The sequence below is a fragment of the Amycolatopsis sp. genome, from assembly GCF_036008905.1.
Taxonomy (GTDB): domain Bacteria; phylum Actinomycetota; class Actinomycetes; order Mycobacteriales; family Pseudonocardiaceae; genus Amycolatopsis.
This window is the reverse complement of record NZ_DASYMU010000225.1, coordinates 72081-95249: the sequence shown is the minus strand read 5'-3', so window position 1 is coordinate 95249 and position 23169 is coordinate 72081. Positions and strand designations below refer to the sequence as shown.

Genomic DNA, 23169 nt, shown 5'->3' with positions numbered 1-23169 from the left:
CGTGCCTGAATCACCTCCGCTGGACGACCTGCGCGTACTCGCCCATCCGTTGCGGATGCGCATCCTTTCGCTGCTCACCGGTACCGCGATGAGCGCGTCCGAGGTCGCCAGGGAACTCGGCGAGTCCCAGGCCAACGTCAGTTATCACCTGCGGCGCCTGCATGTCGCCGGGTTGCTGCACATCACCGAGGAGGTCCGGATCCGCGGTGGTCAGGCCAAGCGGTACCGGCACGATCCGGAAAGCGGCCCCGACCTGACCAAGCGGGATCCGGCCGAAGAACAGGTGCTGGTGGCCATGCTCGCCGGGGAACTGCGGCGACGCGGCGCCGACCGCGACCCGGCCAAACTCAGCACGCTCACCGACGCCGAACTGTGGGTCGACCCGATCGTCTGGGAACAGGTCGTCGACCAGGCGCGTGAGCTGAGCCGCCTGCTGCACGCCGCCGCCGAACCGCCGCACACGGCGGGCACCGTCCGGGTCAGCGCCACCCTCGCCCTGTTCGAGATGAAGTGAAAGCGGGCCTGACCGCACCATTGCGGCATCACAACTTCCGCTGGCTGACCACCGGCCGCACCTTCGGCGAATTCGGCAACTCCGTCGCGCCGGTCGCGCTCGCGTTCGCGGTACTGGACCTGACCGGCTCGGCGATCGACCTCGGCCTGGTCGTCGGCGCGCGGTCGCTGGCCAGCGTCCTGCTCCTGCTGTTCGGCGGTGTGCTGGCGGACCGGCTGCCGCGTTCGGTGATCCTGCAAGGCACCGAACTCGCCGCGACGCTGACCCAGGCGACCATCGCCGCGAGCATCCTCTTCGGCTTCGCGTCGATCCCGCTGTTCATTTCGCTGAGCCTGGTCAACGGCGCCGTCGCCGCGTTGTCCTTGCCCGCGGCGGCTTCCATCACCCCGCAAACCGTGCCGCCCGAGTTGCTCACCCAGGCCAACGCGCTCGCCAGGATGCTGTCCAGCAGCGGCCGCATCGCCGGAGCCGCGCTCGGCGGGATCCTGGTCGCCGCCCTCGGCTCCAGCTGGGCGATCGCCGCGAACTCCGTGCTGTTCCTCTGCGCGGCCATGGCCTATCGCGGCGTGAAACTCGCCCGCGCCACGCGGACCGTCAAGACGCATCCCCTCACCGACCTCCGCGAAGGCTGGCACGAGTTCATCTCGCGGAACTGGGTCTGGGTGGTGGTCATCCAATTCATGGTGGTGAACGCCGTCGCCGTCGGCATGACGCTGGTGCTCGGCCCGATCATCGCCGACGACACCTTCGGCCGCGCCGGCTGGGGCTTCGTCCTCGCCGCCGGAACCGCGGGCGCGTTCGTCGGCGGCATCGTGGCGTCGAAATGGCAACCGCGGCGCGCGCTGATGATCGGGGTCGCGGCGATCTTCCTCGAAGTCATCCCGATGGTCACCCTCGCCGAAGCGCCCCGTGTGCTCCCTCTCCTGATCGCGATGTTCGTCGCCGGGGTGTCCATCGAACAGTTCGGCGTCGCCTGGGATGTCTCGCTGCAGGAGAACATCCCGCCGGACAAACTCGCGCGGGTCTACTCCTACGACATGCTCGGCTCGTTCATCGCCATGCCCATCGGCGAGGTCGCGGCCGGCCCGCTCGCGGAACACTTCGGCCGCGAGAACACCTTGCTCGCCGGTGCGGGCCTGATCGCACTGACCACGGCGTTGACTTTGTGCAGCAGCCAGGTCCGCGGGCTGGCCCGCAAACCCGTTAACCAGACGACACCACACCGTGGCTAGCGGTACCTTCCGCGCATGGCCATGACCGAGGAAGACACCGCCGAACGGGACGAGTTCCGCCGCGCGCAGGTCGACCGATTCCTCGAAGAGGACGCCGAACTACTCGACCTGCTGTCCCGATGATCGACTACTCGACCCTGGCCGACCTGGAGTACCTCATCGAGCGGGGGCTCGGCCAGCAGCCGAAGGTCGTCGTCCGGGACTGGGGGCTGCTGGACTCGGCGCTGCACCGGCCGGGCTCGACGGTGTTCGGCGACGAGGCGTACCCGACCCTGGACCTGAAAGCCGCGTCACTACTGCATTCCCTCGCGCGAAACCACCCACTGCTCGACGGCAACAAACGGCTCGCGTGGCTGGCGACAAAGCTCTGCTACGTCCACAACGGCCGCGACCTCCGCGCACCCGACTCGCGCGAGGCCGACGCCCTGATCCGCGCGATCGCCTCCGGCGACCACGAAGTCGAGGCCCTGGCTGTGCTCCTGGCCGCCTGGGTCCACAAACTTGTCTGAAGGGACCTTTCGTACGAATCATTCGTACGAAAGGTCCCTTCAGACCACGTGATGTGTACGAAAGGTCCCTTCAGGCGAACGAGTCAGCTGTGCAGGACCTCTTCGAGGAGCTTCGCGACGGCCAGCACGAGGTCGTCGGAGTGCCGCGGGCCGACGATCTGCAGGCCCACCGGCAGTCCTTCGGTCGTGAAGCCGACGGGCACGCTGATCGCCGGCTGCTGCGTCATGTTGAACGGGTAGGTGAACGGCGTCCACTCCGGCCAGCCCTCGAACTTGCTGCCCGGCGGCACGTCGTGGCCCGCTTCGAACGGCGAGATCGGCATGGTCGGGGTGATCAGCACGTCGTAGCGGGTGTGGAACTCACCCATCTTGATGCCGAGCGCCGCCCGTTCCGCGTTGGCGTCGAGGTAGTCGCTCGCCGAGTACGTCAGGCCCTGCTCCCACACGCGGCGCAGGCCGGGATCGACGAGTTTGTCCGAGCCCTCCGGAAAGGTACTGAGCCACTTCGCCGCGCCGGTCGACCACAGCACACCGAACGCGTCGAGCGGATCGGTGAAGCCGGGGTCGGTCTCTTCGACCTGCAGCCCGGCTTCGGCGAGCTTCGTCACCGCGGCCGCGACCAGTGTGGCGATCTCCGGTTCGACGTCGACGTAACCCAGTGTCGGCGAGAACGCCGCGATCAGGCCGCGGACATCCCGGCGCACGGCCTCGCGGTACGTGCCGACAGGCGGCGCGAGTGCGGCCGGGTCGCGGTGGTCCGGCGTCGCGAGGATGTCGAGCAGCAGCGCGATGTCGTCGACCGAGCGGGCCATCGGGCCCGCGTGCGAGAGCGGGCCGAACGGGCTCGCCGGGTACAACGGGATCCGGCCGTGGGTCGGCTTGAACCCGACGATCCCGCAGAACGAAGCCGGGATCCGGATCGAGCCGCCGCCGTCGGTGCCGACCGAAAGCTCGCCCATCCCGGCGGCGACGGCCGCCGCGCTGCCGCCGCTCGAACCACCCGACGTGCGCGAGGCGTCCCAAGGGTTGCGGGTGATGCCGGTGCGCGGGCTGTCCGTGACGGCCTTCCACGCGAGCTCGGGCGTGGTCGTCTTGCCGAGCAGCACCAAGCCGTTTTCGCGCAGCCGCGCGGTGACCGGGCTGTCGACGTCCCACGGCTGGTTCGCGTCGATGCAGTTCGAGCCGCGCAGTGTCGGCCAGCCCTGGGTGAGGAACATGTCCTTGATGGACGTCGGCACCCCGTCGAGACCGCCGATCGGGTTCCCGTCACGCCAGCGGGCCTCGGACAGTTTCGCCTGCGCCAGCGCGCCTTCCGGGTCGACGAGGCAGTACGCGTTGTACTTCTGGTCGTGCTCCTCGATCGCCCGCAGCGCGACCTTGGTGGCTTCGACCGGCGAGAGCTCCCCAGTCGAATAGGCGACGACGAGCTCACTCGCCGTCAGAGAAGTACTCACGTTGTTCATGCCCCTCCTGCACTCATGAGGGCTCACCGCGCCGACGGCACGTAACCCAGCTGCTTGTCCACCACGTTATCGAGCGGCTGCCCGGCCAGCCAGCGGTGGAAGTTGTCCGCGAAAACCTCGACGAGCGTGTTCCGCCAGCCGACGAAGTCACCCGACATATGCGGCGAAAGGAGCACGTTCTCCATGCTCCACAAGGGATTGTCGGCGGGCAGCGGCTCGGTCTCGAAGACGTCGAGCGCGGCACCGGCGATTTCGCCCGCTCGCAGGGCGTCGATCAGGTCGCCGGTCACGACGAGTTCGCCGCGGCCCACGTTCACGAACCGGGCGGTCGGCTTCATCGCGGCGAACGCGCGGGCGTCGAAGAGGCCCTTCGTCTGCTCGGTCAGCGGCGCGACGGCCACGACGTAGTCGAACTGCGGCAGGTTGTCGACAAGGTCGGCCGACGCGCGCACGGTCCCGAAGTCCGGGTCTCCGCCCCGCGCCGTCCGGCCCGAACCGGACACCTTCATCCCCGCGGCCCGCAGCAGGCGCGCGATGGCCCGGCCGATCGGGCCGGTGCCGACGACGAGTACCTCACGACCGGCGATCCGCTCTGTTTCCCTATGTTTCCAGCAGGTTTCACGTTGGAGGGCGCCTGATCGAGTGAAATCCTTGGCGAACGCGAGGACCACGCCGAGCACGTACTCGGCGATCGAATCATCGAAGACGCCCCGCGAATTCGTCAGCACGACGTCGCTTTCGACGAGTCCGGGGAAGAGCACCGGATCGACGCCGGCACTGGCGATATGCAGCCACCGCAGGCGATCCGCGGCGTGCCAGGCGCCGGGGACCGCTGTCGAGAGGAAGTCGTAGACGAACAACGCGTCGGCTCCGCGCAGGGCCTCGGCGAGATTGTTTCCCTCGGTGTAACGAACGGCGGCTACCTTTTCGATGCTGTCCATGTCCGGCGGCCGGTTGTCGCCGCAGAGGACTGCGAGCACAGGAATATCCACGCCGATCACGTTGACACCGTATGAGCCGCTCGTATGATTGTCAACAATCCGAAGATCTACCGGAGGGCACGTCATTGGAGTTCGACTTCCCAGGGTTCGACGGCCCGATGGCCCAGCGTGGCATCGGTGTGATCGCGCCCTTCGACCTCGCGCTGGAGCGCGAGCTGTGGCGCTGGGTACCGATGGAGGTCTCCCTGCATCTCGCACGTACCCCGTACGAACCCGTCCCGGTCAGCATGGAAATGGCGCAGCTGGTCAGCGACAGCCGCCACCTCGCGGCCGCGACGAGGGACGTGCTGCATGTCGAACCCGAAGTGGTCGCCTACCTGTGCTCCTCGGGCAGCTTCGTGAACGGCGTCGACTACGAGCGCTCGCTGGTCAAGGCGATCTGCGACGCGGGCGCCCCGGACGCGGTGACGACCTCCGGCGCGCTGGCCGAAGTCCTGCAGCAGCTCGACCTCACCCGGGTCTCGGTGCTGACGCCGTACGTCGGTGACCTCACCGAGAAGCTGCACGACTTCCTCACCGAACTCGGCGTCAAGACCGTGTCCAGCGACCACCTCGGACTCGGTGGCGGCATCTGGAAGGTCAGCTACCGGACCATCGCCGAGCACATCCTCGCCGCCGACCATTCCGACGCGGAGGCCATCTTCGTCAGTTGCACGAACCTCCCCACCTACGATCTCATCGAGCCGCTCGAAACCGCGCTCGGCAAACCCGTCTTCACCGCCAACCAGCTCACGATGTGGGCCTGCCTCAAGCGGATGGGCCTGCCGATCGTGGGTCCGGGCAAGTGGCTGCGGGAGGTCTCTTGACGCCTCCGTTTAGGATTGTCGACAATCTACGGAGGTCCGTGTGCCCACGATCGGTTTCATCTATCCAGACCACGCCGCCGAGGACGACTACCCCCTCGCCGAGCAACTCCTCGGCAGCGACCTCGGAGACGTCGCGCTGCGGGTGGAACACATCTACGGCACCGATCTCCACGCCGTGCCCGAGCTGCTCGACCTGGGCAGCGAGCAGCGCCTCGCCGAGGGTGCCGCGCTGCTCGCGAAGCACGGGCCGGACGCCGTCGTCTGGGCGTGCACGAGCGGCAGCTTCGTGTATGGCTGGGAAGGCGCCCGCGAACAGGTGGACAAGCTTTCCGCCGCCGCCGGCGTACCCGCCTCCAGCACCTCCTTCGCGTTCGTGCACGCGGCGCGCGCGCTCGGCATCTACCGGGTGGCCGTGGCGGCCAGCTACCCGGACGACGTGTCCCAGCTGTTCGTCGAGTTCCTCAACACCGGCGGCATCGAGGTCGTCTCGATGGGCCACGCCGACATCCACACCGCGGCCGAGGTCGGCGACCTCTCCGCCGAGGACGTCGTCAAGCTCGCGTTGAGCTACGACCACCCCGCCGCCGAGGCCGTCCTCGTGCCCGACACCGCCATGCGCACCCTGGCCGAGATCAACACCATCGAAACCGCACTGGGCAAGCCCGTGCTCACGGCGAACCAGGTCACGGTGTGGGAAGGACTTCGGCTCACGGGTGAGACCAAGCTGGTGCGCTCCCTGGGCGCCTTGTTCCGGAGAAGGAGCGAATGACGATGCCCTTGGCGGATATCGAGCCGGTCAACCGCGAGTCGACGGCCGGGATCATCGCGCGCCAGTTGCGCGACGCGATCATGACCGGCGGCCTGCCACCCGGCACCCAGCTCGGCGAGACCGAGCTGGCGTCGAGGTTCCAGGTATCGCGGGGACCGCTGCGTGAAGCCATGCAGCGCCTGGTTTCCGAAGGCCTCCTTCGTAGTGAGCGGCATCGCGGGCTGTTCGTGATCGACCTCGAACCCGGCGACGTCTTCGACATCTATTCGGCCCGCTGGGCCATCGAGCGCGCCGCCGCCTTCCAGATCATGAAAGGCGACCGGGAGGCCGCCGCCGCGGCACTGGACATCACCGTCAAGGCGATGGCCGAGGCCGCCGACGGCGACGACCCGACAGCGCTCTCCGCGGCGGACCTCCACTTCCACGAGACGCTGATCAGCGCGTCCGGCAGCAAACGGCTGGTCCGCATGGCCAGCACCCTGCTCATCGAGACCAGGATGTGCCTGGCCGCGTTGCAGAGCACGTATCAGCGCGTCGAAGAACGGGTCAACGAGCACAACCAGATCATCGAAGCCATCCGCGGCGGCGACTTGGACACCGTGCTGTCACTGCTGGAAGCCCATATGGAAGACGCCGTGCTGCGGCTCGCCCCCGGCACGAGCCTCCACGCGTAGCCGGACATACCAGATATCACTGGAGATCACCGGCTTCTCGGGCCGAGGACGGGTTGGCCGCCGCGATAGCCGGGTTCCCACGGCCAGTGGCCGCGCGCGTCGGCGTGCACGAGCTGGATCGCTTGGATGCCGGGGCCGTAGAGGCTGACGGCCGTGTGGAGATGCGCGGACGGCTCCGACAGTTCGACGACTTCGATGAGCGGGCCGCCGCAGAGCGGGATCTGGTCCCCGTGCTTGGGCGCGGTGTCGTGCAGGACGTGCGCGGCGACGCCACCGAGCAGCGCGCTCGCCTCGCGGAAGTCCATGCCGGTGACCACCAGCTCCGGCTGTCTGCGCCGGGTCAGGCCGACGGTATACGCCCAAGGCGGATGGATCCGGTCCCCTTCAACGCCTTGCACGGTGTAGCCGTGTTTGTCGATGAGACCTTCGAGCAGGTTCAGGTAGTCGTGCGGACCGGCATCCGGGTGGTCGCAATCCCAGCACATTCGGTTTCCCCTCTTGCGGTAGTGGGCGTACATCCACCTTGCGGAGGGGCACCGACAAATTCCGGGGCCAGGAGGTGCGAACGGTCATCTCGTGCGGCCTAGCCGCACGAGATGACCGTTCGCGGCGTCAGCCGAGTGCTTCGGCGATCGCCTTGCCGAGATCCGTGGTACTCGCGCGCCCGCCGAGATCCGGGGTCAGGACCGCACCTTTGGCGAGCACCCTCTCGACCGACGTGGTGATCGCTTGCGCCGCAACGGTTTCCCCGAGATGGTCGAGCATCATCGCGCCGGCCAGAATCTGCGCGACGGGGTTCGCGATGCCCTGTCCGGCGATGTCCGGCGCGCTGCCGTGCACCGCCTCGAACATCGACGGGTACTCCCCCTGCGGGTTGATGTTGCCCGAGGGCGCCATGCCGAGCCCGCCCGTGACGGCGGCGGCGAGGTCGCTCAGGATGTCGCCGAACAGGTTCGAGCCCACGACGACGTCGAGCCGGTCCGGTTGCAGAACCATGCGTGCGGCCAAGGCATCCACGTGACACTGCTCCGCTTTGACGTCCGGGTATTCGGCGGCCACCTGGGCGAAAATCTCGTCCCAGTAAGGCATCGAGTGGATCAGGCCGTTCGACTTGGTCGCCGAGCAGACCCGGCCTGTCCGCGTACGCGCCAGGTCGAAGGCGTACCGGATAATCCTTTCGACACCCACACGAGTGAAAACCGACTCCTGCAAGACGAATTCACCGGGCTGGCCGGCGTTGTGCCTGCCGCCGATTTCCGAGTACTCACCCTCGGAATTCTCCCGTACGATCACCATTTCCAGCTCGTCCGCGGTGCGGCCGGCGAGCGCCGAAGTGGTTCCCGGGAGCAATCTCACCGGCCGCAGATTGACGTACTGTGAAAACGCGCGCCGCACCGGGATCAAGAGTCCCCACAGTGAAACGTGGTCCGGCACCCCAGGAAAACCCACCGCCCCGAGGAAGATCCCGTCGAATGCCGAAAGCCGCTCGATCCCGTCGTCCGGCATCATCTTGCCGGTTTTCGTGTACCGCTCACAGCTCCAGTCGAACTCTGTCCACTGTAGACCGAAGTCGTGCAGCTCGGCCGCGCGGTCGAGCACCTTGCGGGCCTCGATGGTGACGTCGACACCGATGCCGTCGCCGGGGATGCTCGCTATCCGATAGGAGTTCACAGGTTCACCGCGATGTACTTGATCTCGAGGAACTCCTCGATGCCCATCTTGCCGCCCTCACGCCCGAGGCCGGATTGCTTGACGCCGCCGAAGGGCGCCGCCGGATTGGAGACGATGCCTTGATTCAGCCCGATCATCCCGGCGTCAAGGCGCTCGGAAACACGCAGCCCGCGCTTGAGATCACTGGTGTACAAGTAGGAAACCAGCCCGAACTCGGTGTCGTTGGCCGCCGCGACGACCTCGTCTTCGGTGTCGAAGGTCAGAATCGGTGCTACGGGACCGAAAATCTCCTCGAACACCAGCTTCGCGCCCGAGGGGACGTCGACGAGCACAGTCGCCGGGTAGAAGTTCCCGGGGCCGTCCACGGCCGACCCGCCGGTGAGCACCTTCGCGCCGCGATCCACGGCGTCCTTGACGAGCGAACTGACCTTGGTCACCGCGGCTTCGTCGATGAGCGGCCCGACGACGACACCGTCTTCGGTGCCACGGCCCATCGGCAGCGCGGACATCCGCTCGGTCAGGCGCCGCGAGAACTCGTCGACAAGGCCGCGCTGCACGTAGATCCGGTTCGCCGCGGTGCACGCCTCGCCGATGTTGCGCATCTTGGCCTGCATCACACCGTCGAGCGCGGCTTCGAGATCGGCGTCCTCGAAGACCACGAACGGCGCGTTGCCGCCGAGTTCCATCGACGTCCGCAGCACCTTCTCCGCGCACTGCTCCAGCAACTTGCGGCCGACGGCGGTGGAGCCGGTGAACGAAAGCTTGCGCGCGCGGCCGTCGCGGATCAGCGGCTCCATCACGCCACCCGAGTCGGTGGTGGTCAGCACGTTGAGCACGCCTTCGGGCAGTCCTGCCTCGACGAGGATCGCGGTCAGCGCGAGCATCGAAAGCGGGGTCTGCGCGGCGGGTTTGATCACCATCGTGCAGCCCGCGGCGATCGCCGGGCCGATCTTGCGGGTGCCCATCGCCATCGGGAAGTTCCACGGCGTGATCAGCAGCGTCGGCCCGACGGGCTGGCGCGTGACCAGGAACCGCCCGGCGCCATTCGGCGCGACGGCGTAATCGCCGCCGATCCGGACGGCTTCCTCGGCGAACCACCGGAAGAACTCGGCCGCGTAGGTGATCTCGCCCTTCGCCTCGGCGAGCGGCTTGCCCATCTCCAACGTCATCAGCAGCGCCAGCTCGTCGCGGCGCTCGATGAGCAGCGCGTAGGCCCGGCTCAGAATTTCGCCCCGCTCGCGTGGCGCGACGGCAGCCCAGTCCGCCTGCGCGGCGACGGCGGCATCCAGTGCCGCGACCCCGTCTGCCGGGGTGGCGTCGGCGACCTCACACAGGACTTCGCCGGTCGACGGGTCCTTGACGGGGAAGGTCTTTCCGCCGCTGGCGGAGACCCACTTCCCGCCGATGAACAGGTCCTTGTCGACCGATCCGACAACCCCAGTCTCGCTGATCGCGCTCATTCAGACCGCTCCTCGATTGATTGCAGTGCGCCTCAGGGCCATGCTATGGATATTGTCAACAATCGACAACCAGTCAAGCCGACCTAGGAGCCCGCTGCCATGGCCCAGCTCTCCCCGCTGCTCAAGCAGGCAACGCCCATAGTCGTCGACCACGGCGAGGGCGTCTATCTCTACGACGTCGACGGCAACCGTCATCTCGACTTCACCGCCGGCATCGGCGTGACCAGCACCGGACACTGCCACCCGAAGGTGGTCGAAGCGGCCCGTGAGCAGGTCGGCAAGCTCATCCACGGCCAGTACACGACGGTCATGCACCAGCCGCTGCTCGAGCTCACCGAGAAGCTCGGCGACGTGCTGCCGACGGGCCTCGACTCGCTGTTCTTCGCCAACTCCGGCAGCGAAGCCGTCGAAGCGGCGTTGCGTCTTTCGCGCCAGGCCACCGGCCGGCCGAACGTCATCGTCTTCCAAGGAGGGTTCCACGGAAGGACAGTTGCCGCAGCCTCGATGACGACGTCCGGCACGCGGTTCAGTGCCGGGATCTCGCCGCTGATGGCGGGCGTGCACGTGGCGCCGTTCCCCTACGCGTTCCACTACGGCTGGGACGAGCAGACAGCGACGAAGTTCGCGCTGCGCGAGCTGGATTACCTGTTCGCAACCGTTTGCGCCCCGAACGAGACGGCCGCGTTCTTCATCGAACCCGTCCTCGGCGAAGGTGGCTACGTCCCGGCGAACACGGAATTCATGGCCGGACTCCGGGAGCGCGCCGACGCCCACGGAATCCTGCTCGTGATGGACGAGATCCAGACCGGGTTCGGCCGGACGGGCAAGTTCTGGGGACACGAGCACTTCGACGTCCACCCGGACATCGTGCTGATCGCCAAGGGCCTCGCGAGCGGCTTCCCGCTGTCGGGCATCGCGGCGTCGAAGGAACTGATGGCGAAGGCGCTGCCGGGCTCGCAGGGCGGGACGTATGGCGGCAACGCGGTTTCGTGCGCGGCGGCCGTCGCGACGCTCGGCGTCATCCAGGACGAAGGCCTGGTCGAGAACGCCGCCGAGCGCGGACGGCAACTGCTCGAAGGCGCGCGGCTCATCGGCGACAAGACCCCGGGGATCGGCGATGTCCGGGGACTCGGGCTGCTCGTCGGCTCCGAGTTCACGAAACCGGACGGCGAGGCCGACCCGGCCACCGCGGCCGCCGCGCAGAAGACCGCCGCCGCAACGGGACTACTGCTGTTGACCTGCGGCGCGTACATGAACGTCGTCCGGATGGTGCCGCCACTGGTGGTCAACGCGGAACAGATCGAGGACGCCCTGCGCATCTGGGCGGACGTCGTCGCAACAGTCACAGGGAGCTGACACATGGCCCGATACATCACCATCAGTCTCGACAAGCGCGGTGTGTCCTGCCGCGCCCGCCTGCTCGACGCGGAAGCACCGCGCACCTGCAAGGCCGTGTGGGAAGCACTGCCGCAGAGTGGGTCGGCGTACCACGCGAAGTACGCCCGCAACGAGGTGTACGCGCTGGTGCCGCCGTTCGCGGAACCCAAGCCCGGCCGGGAAAACCCGACGGTCACGCCGATTCCCGGCGACGTCGTCTACTTCGGCTTCGAGGCCTGGGAGATCGGCAACCCCGCATACGGCTACGACACCGGGAGTGAGGCCCACGGCGATCAGGGCGCGACGGACCTCGCGATCTTCTACGGTCGCAACAACCTGCTGATCAACGGCGACGCGGGCTGGGTCCCCGGCAACGTGTTCGCGACGATCGAAGAGGGCCTCGCCGACATGGCCGCCGCCGCCCAGGACCTCTGGCTACGCGGCGTCGAAGGCGAAACCCTCTCCTTCGCCCGCGCCGACTAAAACTCCGGAATATGTCGACAACTTCCGTTAGCTTGCCTAACGGAAGTTGTCGACATATTCGGAAGATCAGGCGATGTTTTCGCGTTCGCAGTAGTTCAGGACGTCGTCGGAGCGTCGGTCGCTGTAGTTGTAGAGGTTCTGGACGCTCGCGATGGGACCGATTTCGCGAGCCGCGACAAGTTGCTCGACAGTGACCTCGGAGAGGCCGATTCGGGCGATCTTTCCTTCCTCTCGGAGCCGCAAGAGGGCGCCGATCTGGTCGCTGAGCGGGACCTTCGGGTCGATCCGGTGCAGCTGGAACAGCTCGATCCGTTCGACGCGCAGCCTGCGCAACGAGAGTTCCGCCTGCTGACGCAGGTACTCGGCCCGCCCCAGCGGCACTCATTCCCCCGCACTCGGGCGGCCCTGTCCCGCTTTGGGGTGATGCCGAGGTCGGCGGCGCGCCGGGCGACGGCGAGCGCGTCGGCGTGTTCGGCGGGCGGTTTGCGGTCGTACCCGGTGAGCCGCATGGCCCCGAAACCCAGCCGTGGCACGGAAAGATGCTCGTCGAAGGTGGACTGAGAAGTCATGTCGCCAGCGTAGGCCCAGCCGATCCTCGGGCCCACAGATTTAGTTTCACGTGAATCCAACAACATGAAAATCTTTCATCACTACGGTCAGGGGTTCCGTACTACGCTCTTGTGACCAGGCAATGACGCGAGGAAGAAGGCTCAGATGGGCGACGTTGCGGCAGTGCTCGCCGAGATCGTCGGTGACAAGCACCTGCTGACCGGGGACCAGATCTCGGAGGACTACGCGCATGACGAGGCGCTCTCCTGCGAGCCGGTGAAGCCGAAGTACGTGGCGAAGCCGGCCAGTACCGAGGAAGTCGCCGCACTGTTGGTCGCCGCTTCCGAGAACAGCCTCCCGGTGACCGCCCGCGGCTCCGGAACCGGCCTGTCGGGCGCGTCGAGGCCCCGCCAAGACGGCCTACTGGTGTCCTTCGAAAGGATGAACTCGATCCTGGAGGTCGACGTCGACAACCAGGTCGCCGTCGTCCAGCCCGGTGTCACCCTGACCGAACTCGACGAGAAGACGGCCGAAGCCGGGCTGATCTACACCGTCCACCCCGGCGAACTGGCCGCGAGCGTCGGCGGCAACGTCGGCACGAACGCGGGCGGGATGCGCGCGGTCAAGTACGGCGTCACGCGCAACAACATCCTTGGCCTGCAAGCGGTTCTCCCCACCGGCGAGATCATCCGCAGCGGCGGCAAGACGGCGAAGATCTCCACCGGCTACGACCTGACCCAGCTGATCATCGGCTCGGAAGGCACCCTCGCACTGGCCACCGAGATCGTCGTCAAGCTCCACCCGCGCCTCGCCCACGGCGCGACGGTGCTGGCGCCGTTCGGCGATCTCGACCAGGTCATGAACGCCGTGCCGAAGGTCATCGCCAGCGGCCTGAGCCCGAACATCCTCGAGTACATCGACGCGTTCACCATGGCCGCGATCACCTACACCGCCGATCTTTCCCTCGGCATCCCCGACGCCGTCCGCGACGCCACGCAGGCGTATCTGGTGGTGGGATTGGAAAACGCCGAAGACGGACGTCTCGCGGAGGACGTGCAGCGAGCCGGCGAACTGCTCACCGAACTCGGCGCCGCGGACGCGTATGTGCTCGACGGGCCGTCCGCGCGCAAGCTCATCGAAGCCCGCGAGAAAGCCTTCTGGACGGCCAAGAACGCCGGTGCCGACGACGTGATCGACGTCGTCGTCCCGCGCGCGGCGATGCCGAAATTCCTCAGCAGCGCAAGGGAACTCGCCACGGCCGCCGAGTCAGGCGTGGTCGGCTGCGGGCACGCCGGAGACGGCAACGTGCACCTCGCCGTCTTCTGCAAGGACCCCGAAAAACGGCACAAGCTGTTGCACGACATCTTCGCCGTCGCGATGGACCTCGGCGGCGCGATCTCCGGTGAGCACGGCATCGGCAACACCAAGAAGAGCCATTTCCTCGAACTCGAAGACCCGGCGAAGGTCGAACTCCTGCGGCGCATCAAGCAGAGTTTCGACCCCAAGGGCATCCTCAACCCCGGAGTCCTCTTTGACTGACACGAACGAAAAGGCGAGCAGCATGAACGGCGCACAGGCCCTGATCCGCACTCTGGTCGACTCGGGTGTCGACGTGTGCTTCTCCAATCCCGGCACCTCGGAGATGCATTTCGTCGCCGCGCTCGACACCGTGCCGGAGATGCGCGGCGTGCTCGGCCTGTTCGAAGGCGTCGTGACCGGTGCCGCCGACGGTTACGCCCGCATCGCCGACAAGCCCGCCGCCACGCTGCTGCACTTGGGACCTGGCCTCGGAAACGGGCTCGCGAACCTGCACAACGCGCGGCGCGCGAACACCCCGATCGTCAACGTCATCGGTGACCACGCGACGTACCACAAGCAGTACGACGCGCCGCTGGAGTCGGACATCGAGTCCGTCGCGAGCTCGCTGAACGGCTGGGTCCGCCGCTCGGAGAGCACCGCCGACGTCGGCGCCGATGCCGCGGCCGCGGTTGCCGCGGCGCAGGACGCGCCCGGCCGGGTCGCGACGCTCATTCTTCCGGCCGACGTTTCTTGGGGCGACGGTGGAAAACCGTCCGCTCCCGCACAGGTTCGCGGCCCGCGCGGCGTGGAGGAGTCGACGGTCAAGTCGATCGCCGACGTCCTGCGCTCCGGCGAGCCGATCGCGCTGCTCATCGGCGGCCGCGCCTGCCGCGAAGAAGGCCTGCGCGCGACCAGCCGGATCGCCGCCGCCACCGGCGTCAAGGCGTTCGTGGAAACTTTCCCGAGCCGGTTGGAGCGCGGCGAAGGCCTGCCGACGATCGAGCGGCTCGGCTACCTCGCCGAGCAGGTCGCGTACCAGCTCGACGGCGTCAAGCACGTCGTCATCGCGGGCACGCGCGCACCGGTTTCGTTCTTCGCCTACCCCGGCAAGCCGAGCGACCTGGTACCCGAAGGCGCGAAGGTGCACGTGCTCGCCGAGATCGACGAAGACGCGACAGCGGCACTCGTGGCGCTCGCGGAGCAGGTCGCGGCGGACACGGAACCCGTGCTGCAGCAGGCTTCCCGGCCCGCGCTGCCGTCTGGTGACCTGACGCCGCAGAACTGGGTCGACGTCATCGGCGCGCTGCTGCCGGAGAACGCGATCATCGCCGACGAGGCCAACACGTCCGGCCTGCTGCTCCCCGGCGCGACAGCCGGAGCGCCTCGCCACGACGTACTGACGCTGACAGGTGGCGCGATCGGCTTCGGCATCCCCGTGGCGACGGGTGCGGCCATCGCGGCGCCGGACCGGCCGGTGATCAACCTGCAGTCCGACGGCAGCGCGCTGTACACGATCTCCGGGCTGTGGACGCAGGCGCACGAGAACCTCAACGTCACCACGGTGGTGCTGAACAACCGCGCGTACGCGATCCTGCGTCTGGAGCTGCAGCGCGTCGGCGCGGAAGGTTCCGGCCCGAAGGCGAAGGCATTGCTGGACCTTTCGGGTCCGGACATGGACTTCGTCAAGATCGCCGAAGGCCTTGGCGTCCCCGCGACCCGCGCGACCACCGCCGAGGAACTCGCCGAACAATTCGCCGCCGCACTTGCGGAGCCCGGCCCGCACCTGATCGACGCCATCATCCCGCCACTGTTCTGACCCTGCGTGGCTCGTGGCGACAAGTGTTCTATTGATGGGTAAGGCAAACATGGAGTGCTGTGCGGTTAGCAGCCTTCGCCATCTGTCGACAGATGGCGGTAGTTGCGGACGGTGGCTCGTGAGTGGCTACAAGTGTTCTAACACTCGTAGCCACTCACGACTCCGACAGTTACGGGTGATGCAAAGCCGTAACGTGCGGCTCCGGACGTGTGAATTGGTCGCGTCATGACGGCGAATTCGAGTGGCGTGGACTTACGTTGGGGCGATGACCACGTGGAAGCCTGTGATGTCGACCGGGCGCGGCCGTGAACTCGGTGGCGAGCTCAGACGTCTTCGTGAGCGCGCGCATTACAGCGGGCATGAGCTCGCGCGCAAGGTCGGGTGGAACCCGGCGAAGATTTCGCGGATGGAGACGGGGAAGTGTGAGCCGTCCGAAGTGGATGTGGCCATCTTCCTGACCAGCTGCGGAGTTTCGGGTGATGAGCTCGAGCGGCTGCTTGATATGGCGACGGAGACGAGCGAGGGTTATTGGTATCGGCAGCATGATCAGCAACTGCCGGACGAATTGCGTTCGCTGGTGGTGCAGGAAAACACCGCCGAGACCATCACCGACTTAGAACTGACACGAATTCCCGGACTGTTACAGGACGAGCACTACGCTCGCGCACTACTTGTAGGCGCCGGGATAGTTTCGGCTGAAGGTATCGAGCCGCGGGTCGAAGCGAGGATGGCAAGACAAAGTCTGCTCAAGCGCCGAGATCCCCCGCGTTGTGTCTTCTATATCCACGAGCACGCGTTCCGCCTGACCGTCGGCAGCGCCGAGGTCATGCGGCATCAGATCTGGCATCTTCTGATGGCGACCTCGCATCCCCGATGTGCCATTCGGGTGATCCCTGTAACCGCCGGTGCACACGCGGGCATGGCCGGGCCGTTCCGCTTCCTGGAGTTCTACGAACACAAACCCATGGTCTACGTGGAAAACGAGACTTCCAGTCTGTTCCTGGAGGAAGAACAGCACATCGAGACCTACCGCAAGGTGCTCAATCAGCTCTCCGAAGTCGCTATGGATGCGGCACAATCCCGGGAGTGGCTCGCCGACCTGGTGAGCGAGTACGACTGAGCGAAGGCGGCGGGAATGGCGTGGCGCAGGAGCAGTTACAGCGGCAACAACGGCAACTGTGTGGAGGTTGCCTGGCGGAAGAGCAGCCACAGCGGCGACAACGGTGACTGCGTGGAAGTCGCCTGGCGGAAGAGCAGCCACAGCGGCAACAACGGTGACTGCGTCGAAGTGGCGAACTCTGAGCGTGCCGTGGCCATCCGTGACTCCAAGGCCCCGCACACCGGCCACCTCCACGTCCCACCAACCGCCTGGCGTGAGTTCCTGTGTCACCTCTCGGCTTAGCGAAGCGCTACGCCGTTGAACTGGCGGTCTCAGCGCTCGTCCTCGGCGAAGCGCTGTTCACCTCGCTCGACGACGCCAGCGAAGTCCCGCATCGACTCGCGTTCGGCCTGACGCTGACCGTCCTGGCCTGCGCGTCCCTGTTCCTCCGCCGCCGCTTCCCCCTGCCGGTCGCCGCCTTCACCCTCCTCGCCTGCGGCCTCTACTACCCGCTGACCGAACCCGACGGCATCGTCCTGCTGACCTTCGCCGTCGGGCTCTACACCGCCGCGGCCGAGGGGCACGTGCGCGGCGCGATCGCGCTCAGCGTCGCCGCGATGGCCGGGGTGACGATCGGCGAGTTCCAGTCCACCACCGGCCGTCACGTCGACAACTTCGCGTTCTTCCTGATGACCGGCTGGTTCATCGCTGTCATCGCGGTGGGCGCGGTGACCCGCTACCGGCGAGAGGCCGAGCGCACCAAGGAAACCGAGGCCCGCCGCCGCGAAACCGAGGAGCGCCTGCGGATCGCGCGTAAGCTCCACGACGTCCTCGGGCACCATCTCGCGCTCATCAACGTCCAGGCCGGGGCCGCTCTGCACCTCAAGGATCCCGAGCAGACCGAAGAGGCACTCGGCACGATCAAGAGGTCCAGCAAGGAAGCATTGCAGCAGCTCCGCGCGACGCTCGGCATGTTGCGTCAGGTCGACATGCCGGGCTTGGCCGACATAGACAAGCTGGCCGAATCCCTGCGCGCGAACGGGCTGAGCGTGCGCACCGAGATCGCCGGGACCGTACGTGACCTGCCGGCCGACGTCGATCTCGCCGCGTTCCGGGTCGTCCAGGAGGCGCTCACCAACGTCACTCGCCACGCCGCGGCGAGCGCCGCGGTGGTCCGGATCACCTACACCGACCATGATGTGTCCGTGCGGATCGACGACAACGGCAGCGGCGGCCAGGTGGCTCCCGGCAACGGCATCCGTGGCATGTCCGAACGCGCGGCGGCACTCGGCGGCGAGCTCACCGTAGCGGCCCTGCCCGAAGACGGCTTCCGCGTGCACACCAGGCTTCCGCTGTGATCCGGCTATTGCTGGTCGACGACCAGACCCTCGTCCGCGCCGGGTTCCGGTCCATTTTGGACGCCGAAGCCGACTTCTCAGTAATCGCCGAAGCCGCGAACGGCCGGCAGGCACTCAGCTTGGCCCACCAGCACCAGCCGGACGTCGTGCTGATGGATATCCGGATGCCCGAGATGGACGGCCTCACCGCGACCCGGCAGCTGCTCGCCGACCCGGCGCTGACCGGCACCAAGGTCATCATCCTCACCACCTTCGACCTCGACGACGAGGTCTACGGCGCGCTGCGGGCGGGCGCGAGCGGATTCCTGGTCAAGGACACCGAACCCACCGAGCTGATCCACGCCGTGCGTGTCGTCGAGCGGGGTGACGCGCTGCTCTCGCCGTCGGTCACGCGGCGGCTCATTTCGGAGTTCGCCGGCCGCACGCCGCAGCCGCCGCCATCCCCGCGTCTCGGTTCGCTGACCGAGCGGGAACGCGAGGTCATGCAGCTCGTCGCGGCCGGGTTGTCCAATGACGAGATCGCCGCGAAACTCGTGCTCAGCCCGTCGACGGCGAAGACGCATGTCAGCCGGATCATGACCAAACTGTCCGTGCGGGACCGCGCGCAGCTCGTGGTGCTGGCGTACGAATCCGGCATGGTGACCCCGAACTGGCTCGGCTCCTGACAACTCGGGTACTACGGGACTTCCCCTAGGTGTCACCTGCGGTACCGCCATCAGTGACTCCCCCGGCCGGACGACCGCGCGCAGTGATCTGAAGATCCTTGGAGGCATGGAAAATACCTCCGAAGGCAGGCTCGCCCGGCTGGCGGGCTGGTCGCAACGGCACCGCTGGCTCGCTGTCGTGCTCTGGGTGTTGACGCTCGTGGGCATCACCCTCGCCTCCCAAGCCGCGGGCAGCGCGTACCGCAACGACAACTCCTTGCCCGGCACCGAATCCCAACAGGTGCTCGACCTCTACAAAACCTATTCACCGGCCGACGCCGGTGCCACCATCCAACTCGTTTTCCAGTCGGACAACGGAATCTTCGCCGACCCGGTGCTCGCCGACGTGCGCACCCAACCACACGTCGTTTCCGTAAGTCCGCTGACGTTGTCCGAGAACGGCACTATCGGCTACTCGACCGTCCTGCTCGACAAGCCGTCGACTGACATCCCGGCCGAGGACGTCCGCCGGATCATCGAAGTCGCCCAGAAAACCGACCTGCGGGTGGAGCTGGGCGGCGACCCGATCCGCAACGCGCAGGAGAGCGGCGGCGGGGCGTCGGAAGGCATCGCGTTGCTCGCGGCGCTGGTGATCCTCGTGTTCATGTTCCGCTCGCTGCTCGCCGCGGGGTTGCCGGTGATCACCGCGGTGTTCGCCGTCGGCAGCACACTCGGGGTGATCGTGCTCGTGTCGCACCTCGTCGACATCGCGAGCTACACGGCTCCGCTGATGATGCTGGTCGGGCTGGGCGTCGGCGTCGACTACGCGTTGCTGATCTTTTCCCGCTACCGCACCGAATTACTGGCTGGTTACGACCGCGAGCGGGCCGCGCGCCGGGCACTCGACACCGCGGGCCGGTCGGTTCTGTTCGCCGGGTGCACGGTGATGATCGCGCTCCTCGGGCTGCTCGCGCTCGGTTTGGGCTCGCTGCGGGGTGTCGCGCTGGCGGTGGCGTTGACCGTGCTCGTCACGATGATCGGCTCGATCACACTGTTGCCCGCGTTGCTGTCCATCCTCGGCGCGCGGATCGAACGCGGGATCAAGCGTCGCGCGGACAAGCGACCTCAGGGTGACCGCTGGCGGCGCCTTGCCGTTGCGGTGCAACGTCGTCCGTGGACTCCGCTGGCCATCGGGCTCATCGTGTTGGTGGGCTTGTCTTTGCCTGCTTTGGGAATGCGGCTCGGGTTCGCCGATTCGGGCACGGACGCGCCTTCGACGACCAGCAGACAGGCCTACGACCTGCTCGCCGAAGGCTTCGGACCGGGCTTCAACGGCCCGCTCGTCGTGGTCTCCGAAGGCGGTGATCCGGTTGCGCTGCAACAGAAACTGGCGTCGACGCCGGGCGTGGCCAGTGTCTCGCCTCCGCAAGGACAAGGCGTGACGACCCTGCTCGTCAATCCGGTGGCGGCTCCGCAGGACGAGGCGACGTCGGAGCTGCTCACCACGCTGCGCACCGAAGTCCTTCCCGCTCTGCCAGGGAGACATCTCGTCGGCGGGAGCGTCGCGGCCACGGCCGACTTCGCGGACGCGGTGGCCGATCGGCTACCGCTGTTCATCCTGGTGGTGGTCGGGCTTTCGGCGTTGCTGCTGATGCTGGTGTTCCGGTCGATCCTGATCCCGATCAAGGCCGCGTTGCTGAACCTGCTGAGTATCGGCGCATCGCTCGGCGTCATCACGTTGGTGTTCGGCAACGGGATGTTCGGCGCGCAGCCGGGTCCGATCGAGGCATTCGTGCCGGTGATGATCTTCGCGATCGTCTTCGGGCTTTCCATGGACTACGAGGTGTTCCTGGTGTCGCGCATGCACGAGGAATGGCGGCGGACCGGGGACGCGTCGGTCGCCGTCCGTGAAGGGCTCGCGGCGACGGGCGGGGTGATCACGGCGGCCGCGGCGATCATGGTCGTGGTGTTCGGGGCGTTCCTGTTCGATCCGGGGCGGATGCTCCAGCAGTTCGGGCTCGGGCTCGCCGTCGCCGTGCTGCTGGACGCCGTGGTGATCCGGTGCCTGATCGTGCCCGCCGTCATGCGGCTGCTGGGCCCGCGCGCGTGGTGGCTGCCGCGCTCGCTTCGCCGTCTGCCCGAGCTTTCCGGCGTCTAGGAATGCGTTGAGGACAGGCGGAAAGTGAGCAGACCGCCATGGGTGAGGTCGGCGGTCTTCCAACCCTGGGGAACACCGTCGCGGCGGACGGATTCGACGTACTTACCGTCACCGGAAGTCGTGATCAGGGTCGGAAGGCCGCCTGCGGGCAGGATCAGCGCCCTCGGGAACAGCGGGCTGGACAGCAGAAGCTCGGAGCTGCCGGGGGTTCGTGGATAGATGCCTAGCGCGGAGAAGACGTACCAGGCCGACATCGTGCCGAGGTCGTCGTTGCCGGGTAGGCCCGCGGGACCAGTAGTGTAGACCGTGTTCACCAGCTCTCGCACGGTTTCCTGCGTCTTCCACGGCTGGCCGAGCTCGTTGTACAGCCAGGGCGCGTGGATACCGGGCTCGTTGGTCGGGTCGTACTTGAGCGGGCCGCCGCCGCGCAGCAGCCAGTTTCCGTTGGCATCGTGGAAGAAGTCGTCGAGCCGCGTCACGGCTTGCTCTTTGCCGCCCATCGACGCGGCGAGTCCGCTGACGTCCTGCGGGACCATCCAGGTGTAGGTCGCGCTGCTGCCCTGCGCGAAACCGCGGTCGCTCGCCGGGGCGAAGGGCGTCACCCAGCTGCCGTCGAGGTTGCGGGCCTGCATGTAGCCGGTCGCGGGGTTGAAGACGTTCTTCCAGTAGGAGCCGCGTTCGGTCAGCGTCTGGAATTCCTTGTCGCGGCCCAAAGCCTTGGCCCACTGCGCGAGCGAGAAGTCGGCGACCGAGTCTTCCAGCGTCTCGGCGGCGCCGCCCCAGCAATGGCAGACGTCGTTGGCCGCGTAGTGCGAACTCAGGTACTGCGCGAGATTCGGCCGCTGGCCGACGCATTGACCCGGACATCCGGCGTCCTGCAAGCCTTCCGGCCGGGGCACGGTCGCCTGCGCGTACAGCGAATCGAACGCGCCGCGGAAGTCGAAGTTGCGGACGCCCATCGCGTAGAAGGTGGCGATGGTCGCCGCCGACGGGTCACCGGTCATCACGTGCGTGGCGCCGTTGACGTGGACCCAGCGGTCCCAGACGCCGTTGTTCTGCTTGGCGTAGTTGAACAACGACTGCGCGAGGTTCCCGGCGACGCGCGGTTCGAGCAACGCGAGCAGCTGTACCTGCGCTCGGTATTGGTCCCAGCCGGAGAAGTTGCCGTACTGCGCGTCCTGTCCGCGTTCGAGCCGGTGGGGCAGGCGATCCATGCCGAGGTACTGGCCGTCGACGTCGCTGACGAGGTTCGGCTGCTGCAGGCTGTGGTAGAGCGCGGTGTAGAAAACCGTGCGCTGGTCCTCTGACGTGCCGCCGATCTGCACACGGTTGAGCCGCTCGTTCCAGGCCCGCTTTCCCGCCGCCGCAACGCTTTCGACCGAAGCGCGCGGCGAGATCTCGGCGCGCAGGTTGTTCTCGGCGCCTTCCAGGCTCACGTATGACACCGCGAGGCGCATCTTGACGTTCTTGCTGCCGAAGGTGACGTACCCGCCGGAGCCGCGGCCCGCGCGGTCGGCGCCGGTCGAGTAGCCCTCGCCGCCGGTGGCATCGGTCGTGCCGGGCTTGAGCGTGCCGTCGGTCCAGGTGCCCGTCGCGGTGAAGGCGCTGTCGAACTTCGCGACGAAGTGCAGGCGGTAGTAGGTCTTGCGGTTGTTGACGCCGCCGTTCGCGCGGCGGCCGCAGAACGCGCCGGTGAGCACCGAGCCGGTGACCTGCTGCTTCGCCGGGTCGAGGTGGACCTCGGCGTCCTCGCTGCCGTTGAGGGAGTTCGACGTGCGGAAGAGGAGGTTCGCGGGCTTGTCCGCGGGGAAGGTGAAGGCGCCGATCCCGGCCCGGTCGGTGGCGGCGAAGTCGGTCTTGACGCCGTTCGCGAGGCCAAGGCGATAGCGGCCGGGCTCGGCGATCTCGTCGGCGTGGGAGAAGTCGCTCGCGTAGATCGCGTCGGTCTTGTCGGCGCTCGGTGAGGACGTCACGTCGCCGGTGAACGGCATGATCGGGATGTCCCCGCCGCGCCTGGGTTGCAGCCCGCGCCGTTGACGTGCGTGAGACTGAAGCCGCGGATGCGGGTGGTGTCGTACTGGTAGCCGTTGGCGGCGCCCGTGCTGGTCTGATCGCCGCGCGTGCTCGTGGGGCTCCAGGCGAGCATGCCGAACGGCGTCGTCGCGCCGGGGAAGGTGTTGCCGTCACGGGCCGAGCCGATCAGCGGGTCGACGTAGTCCGCCGGCGAACTCGTCGGGGCTGCATCGGCGACGGGGTTGAGCCCGCTGGCCAACAAAACCGCTGTCAA

Annotated in this window: 23 protein-coding genes; 15 read left to right on the top strand and 8 right to left on the bottom strand. The window is 67.3% G+C overall.

Going from position 1 to position 23169, the window contains the following annotated elements; genetic code table 11:
* Nucleotide 1: 1 nt before the first annotated feature.
* From VGP60_RS36740 to VGP60_RS36730, 3 genes are all read left to right on the top strand, one after another.
* Nucleotides 2-514, top strand: coding sequence for an ArsR/SmtB family transcription factor (locus tag VGP60_RS36740; protein WP_327552810.1), 513 nt, complete (start codon nt 2-4; stop codon nt 512-514).
* Nucleotides 511-1746, top strand: coding sequence for an MFS transporter (locus tag VGP60_RS36735; RefSeq protein ID WP_327552809.1), 1236 nt, complete (start codon nt 511-513; stop codon nt 1744-1746). The genes VGP60_RS36740 and VGP60_RS36735 overlap by 4 nt, the downstream gene beginning before the upstream one ends.
* A 119-nt stretch (nt 1747-1865) precedes the next feature.
* Entirely contained in the window at nt 1866-2255 is a 390-nt protein-coding gene (locus VGP60_RS36730) for a type II toxin-antitoxin system death-on-curing family toxin (protein ID WP_327552808.1), read from the top strand.
* Nucleotides 2256-2338: 83 nt separating this feature from the next.
* On the opposite strand, the gene VGP60_RS36725 is transcribed toward VGP60_RS36730, so the two are convergent.
* Together VGP60_RS36725 and VGP60_RS36720 are read right to left on the bottom strand one after the other, a co-directional pair.
* Nucleotides 2339-3718 (bottom strand): amidase, encoded by a 1380-nt coding sequence (locus VGP60_RS36725; protein WP_327552807.1) that lies wholly within the window; start codon nt 3716-3718, stop codon nt 2339-2341.
* A 23-nt stretch (nt 3719-3741) separates the two neighbouring features.
* Nucleotides 3742-4659 (bottom strand): D-2-hydroxyacid dehydrogenase, encoded by a 918-nt coding sequence (locus tag VGP60_RS36720; RefSeq protein WP_414640461.1) that lies wholly within the window; start codon nt 4657-4659, stop codon nt 3742-3744.
* A 158-nt stretch (nt 4660-4817) separates the two neighbouring features.
* Between VGP60_RS36720 and VGP60_RS36715 the strand changes: the two genes are divergently transcribed.
* The 3 genes from VGP60_RS36715 to VGP60_RS36705 are packed head-to-tail and all read left to right on the top strand — an operon-like array spanning nt 4818 to nt 6968.
* Nucleotides 4818-5525 (top strand): maleate cis-trans isomerase family protein, encoded by a 708-nt coding sequence (locus VGP60_RS36715; protein WP_414640460.1) that lies wholly within the window; start codon nt 4818-4820, stop codon nt 5523-5525.
* Between the two features lie 40 nt (nt 5526-5565).
* A complete protein-coding gene (locus VGP60_RS36710) occupies nt 5566-6294 on the top strand; it encodes a maleate cis-trans isomerase (RefSeq protein ID WP_327552804.1) in 729 nt (242 codons plus the stop codon).
* A gap of 2 nt (nt 6295-6296) precedes the next feature.
* On the top strand, nt 6297-6968 hold the full coding sequence (locus tag VGP60_RS36705) for a GntR family transcriptional regulator (protein WP_327552843.1): 672 nt from the start codon (nt 6297-6299) through the stop codon (nt 6966-6968).
* 26 nt (nt 6969-6994) lie between these two features.
* Here the strand turns inward: VGP60_RS36705 and VGP60_RS36700 are convergent, their stop codons facing one another.
* From VGP60_RS36700 to VGP60_RS36690, 3 genes are all read right to left on the bottom strand, one after another.
* On the bottom strand, nt 6995-7453 hold the full coding sequence (locus VGP60_RS36700; RefSeq protein ID WP_327552803.1) for a DUF4262 domain-containing protein: 459 nt from the start codon (nt 7451-7453) through the stop codon (nt 6995-6997).
* Nucleotides 7454-7580: 127 nt separating this feature from the next.
* Nucleotides 7581-8639, bottom strand: a complete 1059-nt coding sequence (locus VGP60_RS36695; protein ID WP_327552802.1) for a tartrate dehydrogenase — start codon at nt 8637-8639, stop codon at nt 7581-7583.
* The gene (locus tag VGP60_RS36690; protein WP_327552801.1) at nt 8636-10099 is read right to left on the bottom strand and encodes an NAD-dependent succinate-semialdehyde dehydrogenase; all 1464 of its coding nucleotides are present in this window, start codon (nt 10097-10099) and stop codon (nt 8636-8638) included. Before VGP60_RS36690 ends, VGP60_RS36695 begins: the two co-directional genes overlap by 4 nt.
* 99 nt (nt 10100-10198) lie before the next feature.
* Here VGP60_RS36690 and VGP60_RS36685 point away from each other — a divergent pair, with 99 nt between their 5' ends.
* Together VGP60_RS36685 and VGP60_RS36680 are read left to right on the top strand one after the other, a co-directional pair.
* Nucleotides 10199-11455 (top strand): aspartate aminotransferase family protein, encoded by a 1257-nt coding sequence (locus VGP60_RS36685; RefSeq protein ID WP_327552800.1) that lies wholly within the window; start codon nt 10199-10201, stop codon nt 11453-11455.
* 3 nt (nt 11456-11458) lie between these two features.
* Nucleotides 11459-11959, top strand: a complete 501-nt coding sequence (locus VGP60_RS36680) for a DUF3830 family protein (RefSeq protein WP_327552799.1) — start codon at nt 11459-11461, stop codon at nt 11957-11959.
* 66 nt (nt 11960-12025) lie between these two features.
* On the opposite strand, the gene VGP60_RS36675 is transcribed toward VGP60_RS36680, so the two are convergent.
* Nucleotides 12026-12340, bottom strand: a complete 315-nt coding sequence (locus VGP60_RS36675; protein WP_327552798.1) for an aldo/keto reductase — start codon at nt 12338-12340, stop codon at nt 12026-12028.
* A 333-nt stretch (nt 12341-12673) separates the two neighbouring features.
* On the opposite strand from VGP60_RS36675, the gene VGP60_RS36670 reads away from it, so the two are divergent.
* From VGP60_RS36670 to VGP60_RS36640, 7 genes are all read left to right on the top strand, one after another.
* Nucleotides 12674-14047, top strand: coding sequence for an FAD-binding oxidoreductase (locus VGP60_RS36670; protein WP_327552797.1), 1374 nt, complete (start codon nt 12674-12676; stop codon nt 14045-14047).
* Nucleotides 14048-14069: 22 nt separating this feature from the next.
* A complete protein-coding gene (locus tag VGP60_RS36665; RefSeq protein WP_327552796.1) occupies nt 14070-15623 on the top strand; it encodes an acetolactate synthase large subunit in 1554 nt (517 codons plus the stop codon).
* 265 nt (nt 15624-15888) lie between these two features.
* Nucleotides 15889-16743, top strand: a complete 855-nt coding sequence (locus tag VGP60_RS36660; protein WP_327552795.1) for a helix-turn-helix transcriptional regulator — start codon at nt 15889-15891, stop codon at nt 16741-16743.
* Between the two features lie 15 nt (nt 16744-16758).
* Nucleotides 16759-17025, top strand: a complete 267-nt coding sequence (locus tag VGP60_RS41835) for a DUF397 domain-containing protein (protein WP_327552794.1) — start codon at nt 16759-16761, stop codon at nt 17023-17025.
* Nucleotides 17007-18080, top strand: coding sequence for a sensor histidine kinase (locus VGP60_RS36650; RefSeq protein ID WP_327552793.1), 1074 nt, complete (start codon nt 17007-17009; stop codon nt 18078-18080). The genes VGP60_RS41835 and VGP60_RS36650 overlap by 19 nt, the downstream gene beginning before the upstream one ends.
* Nucleotides 18077-18745, top strand: coding sequence for a response regulator transcription factor (locus VGP60_RS36645; protein ID WP_327552792.1), 669 nt, complete (start codon nt 18077-18079; stop codon nt 18743-18745). The genes VGP60_RS36650 and VGP60_RS36645 overlap by 4 nt, the downstream gene beginning before the upstream one ends.
* Nucleotides 18746-18851: 106 nt before the next feature.
* Nucleotides 18852-20882: an MMPL family transporter gene (locus VGP60_RS36640; protein WP_327552791.1), complete on the top strand. Its 2031-nt coding sequence runs from the start codon at nt 18852-18854 to the stop codon at nt 20880-20882.
* Here VGP60_RS36640 and VGP60_RS36635 read toward each other — a convergent pair.
* Together VGP60_RS36635 and VGP60_RS36630 are read right to left on the bottom strand one after the other, a co-directional pair.
* The gene (locus tag VGP60_RS36635) at nt 20879-22873 is read right to left on the bottom strand and encodes a GH92 family glycosyl hydrolase (RefSeq protein WP_327552790.1); all 1995 of its coding nucleotides are present in this window, start codon (nt 22871-22873) and stop codon (nt 20879-20881) included. The two genes, VGP60_RS36640 and VGP60_RS36635, sit on opposite strands and share 4 nt — an antisense overlap.
* Complete coding sequence (locus tag VGP60_RS36630; protein ID WP_327552789.1) at nt 22852-23169, bottom strand: hypothetical protein; 318 nt, start codon at nt 23167-23169, stop codon at nt 22852-22854. Before VGP60_RS36630 ends, VGP60_RS36635 begins: the two co-directional genes overlap by 22 nt.

Coding starts and splice junctions, on each gene's coding strand:
- VGP60_RS36730 (WP_327552808.1), top strand. CDS start 1,866: ATGATCGACTACTCGACCCTGGCCGACCTGGAGTACCTCATCGAGCGG.
- VGP60_RS36725 (WP_327552807.1), bottom strand. CDS start 3,718: ATGAACAACGTGAGTACTTCTCTGACGGCGAGTGAGCTCGTCGTCGCC.
- VGP60_RS36720 (WP_414640461.1), bottom strand. CDS start 4,659: ATGGACAGCATCGAAAAGGTAGCCGCCGTTCGTTACACCGAGGGAAAC.
- VGP60_RS36715 (WP_414640460.1), top strand. CDS start 4,818: ATGGCCCAGCGTGGCATCGGTGTGATCGCGCCCTTCGACCTCGCGCTG.
- VGP60_RS36705 (WP_327552843.1), top strand. CDS start 6,297: ATGCCCTTGGCGGATATCGAGCCGGTCAACCGCGAGTCGACGGCCGGG.
- VGP60_RS36700 (WP_327552803.1), bottom strand. CDS start 7,453: ATGTGCTGGGATTGCGACCACCCGGATGCCGGTCCGCACGACTACCTG.
- VGP60_RS36690 (WP_327552801.1), bottom strand. CDS start 10,099: ATGAGCGCGATCAGCGAGACTGGGGTTGTCGGATCGGTCGACAAGGAC.
- VGP60_RS36685 (WP_327552800.1), top strand. CDS start 10,199: ATGGCCCAGCTCTCCCCGCTGCTCAAGCAGGCAACGCCCATAGTCGTC.
- VGP60_RS36680 (WP_327552799.1), top strand. CDS start 11,459: ATGGCCCGATACATCACCATCAGTCTCGACAAGCGCGGTGTGTCCTGC.
- VGP60_RS36670 (WP_327552797.1), top strand. CDS start 12,674: ATGGGCGACGTTGCGGCAGTGCTCGCCGAGATCGTCGGTGACAAGCAC.
- VGP60_RS36665 (WP_327552796.1), top strand. CDS start 14,070: ATGAACGGCGCACAGGCCCTGATCCGCACTCTGGTCGACTCGGGTGTC.
- VGP60_RS36660 (WP_327552795.1), top strand. CDS start 15,889: ATGACCACGTGGAAGCCTGTGATGTCGACCGGGCGCGGCCGTGAACTC.
- VGP60_RS41835 (WP_327552794.1), top strand. CDS start 16,759: ATGGCGTGGCGCAGGAGCAGTTACAGCGGCAACAACGGCAACTGTGTG.
- VGP60_RS36640 (WP_327552791.1), top strand. CDS start 18,852: ATGGAAAATACCTCCGAAGGCAGGCTCGCCCGGCTGGCGGGCTGGTCG.
- VGP60_RS36635 (WP_327552790.1), bottom strand. CDS start 22,873: ATGCCGTTCACCGGCGACGTGACGTCCTCACCGAGCGCCGACAAGACC.